General features: G+C 40.2%; 3 protein-coding genes. All 3 read right to left on the bottom strand.

Going from position 1 to position 1224, the window contains the following annotated elements:
• Positions 1-248: 248 nt before the first annotated feature.
• Genes AB0M39_RS42130 through AB0M39_RS42120 form a run of 3 tightly spaced genes read right to left on the bottom strand, consistent with a single transcriptional unit; the run spans position 249 to position 1144 of the window.
• Positions 249-488, bottom strand: coding sequence for a hypothetical protein (locus tag AB0M39_RS42130; protein ID WP_365374520.1), 240 nt, complete (start codon positions 486-488; stop codon positions 249-251).
• Positions 489-519: 31 nt separating this feature from the next.
• Positions 520-945 (bottom strand): hypothetical protein, encoded by a 426-nt coding sequence (locus AB0M39_RS42125; RefSeq protein WP_312257913.1) that lies wholly within the window; start codon positions 943-945, stop codon positions 520-522.
• A 4-nt stretch (positions 946-949) separates the two neighbouring features.
• A complete protein-coding gene (locus tag AB0M39_RS42120; protein WP_046780971.1) occupies positions 950-1144 on the bottom strand; it encodes a DUF1655 domain-containing protein in 195 nt (64 codons plus the stop codon).
• Positions 1145-1224 lie beyond the last annotated feature (80 nt).

Here is a 1224-nt window from a genome sequence, read left to right as displayed (position 1 = left end):
CGGTCCGGCAGCACTTCGAACTGCTGCACCACGGCACGGTCATCGGCTATCTGTCGGTCCTGGTTGCGTGCATAAGTTGCCTTTCACTCCGCTGGGTAAGATAATACCTGTACTTGCTTCGAACTGCTGTATTAAGTCATATTTAACCGCTCTTGCATTGTGAATCATCTTATAGGGGTGTTTTCCTATCGTCCTGAAACTATTCCGCCCTAGCCGTTTCCTTGCCGTGTAGCCTTGGTGGTGTTCTATCATTTCGCTACCTCATCAAATAAGCTGATTTCTCCGCCCTCTTTTTCGCCCTCAAAGCGGACACCGTGCTTGTATTTACGAACTTTAAAAGAATAATCAACGGTGCCTGTATTGGCGTTCAATGGGTCTAATTTCCCAATCTGCTTATCTGTCAGTTCCGTGTGATAGACTTGTAAACTTCGCATACCTAAGCTATCAATACCAGCCACATAAGGACAAGCTCTAATAATATTTGTCATTTTCTCAATCCTTTTTGCCTGTCTTGCCCCCTTACTTATCCCAAGAAGTCCAGTTTTTCTTTTCTTCTGACATTCCTGCTTCGTACATTCTACGAGTGACTAAAGCATTAAATTCACGGCATTGTCTTGCCACGCTTCCGCCTGATATATCTTTAATAGCCTGATTTTTTACGGTGTTATAGAGTTGCCAATAATTTTCAAATTCTTCGGTTTCTTTTTCTAGCCATTTTGTAGGTTTGTGCGCTTTTTTACCGCGATTAAATCCCACACTATAAGCGGTCATTAACGCTTTATAGATATCGTATTTTTCCAATTTGAAGCCGTCTCGTTCTTCGAGCTGGTTAAGAGAGAAAAACAAATCTTCGAATACTGGGTTAAATTCTGTATAATCGCATTGCTTTGCGACTGCTTGCTCGATTTCTGTGCGTACGTTCAACTGCTCGTCTATTGTTGCCATTTTCTTACCCCTTAACCATTTCTACTTGAATATCGTTTTCTAAAGTTGTGAAAGTCACAACTGATTGACCGTCAAACAAGCGATAAACGTACTCATTAAGCTGGATAAAATGGCGTGCCTTGGCTTTTAATAAGTCCATGAGTTCAAAAGCGATTGAATCATCAAGGATATAAGTTTCTTTGTTTGTTGTATTATTCATTTTGTTTTTATTCTCCAATTTGCTATAATTAGAGTAAGAAAAGCTTTGTTAGAGCTTGCCTTACTTATAGTTTAAAGTCG

Origin of the sequence: Streptomyces sp. NPDC051907 (assembly GCF_040681075.1) — a bacterium.
Lineage (GTDB): Bacteria > Actinomycetota > Actinomycetes > Streptomycetales > Streptomycetaceae > Streptomyces.
The sequence above is the reverse complement of the archived record's forward strand: the minus strand, read 5'-3'. Positions and strand labels throughout refer to the sequence as shown.

Bases quoted from the DNA above. Each gene is read 5' to 3' on its own strand.
- AB0M39_RS42125 (WP_312257913.1), bottom strand. From the start codon at position 945: ATGGCAACAATAGACGAGCAGTTGAACGTACGCACAGAAATCGAGCAA.
- AB0M39_RS42120 (WP_046780971.1), bottom strand. From the start codon at position 1,144: ATGAATAATACAACAAACAAAGAAACTTATATCCTTGATGATTCAATC.
- AB0M39_RS42130 (WP_365374520.1), bottom strand. From the start codon at position 488: ATGACAAATATTATTAGAGCTTGTCCTTATGTGGCTGGTATTGATAGC.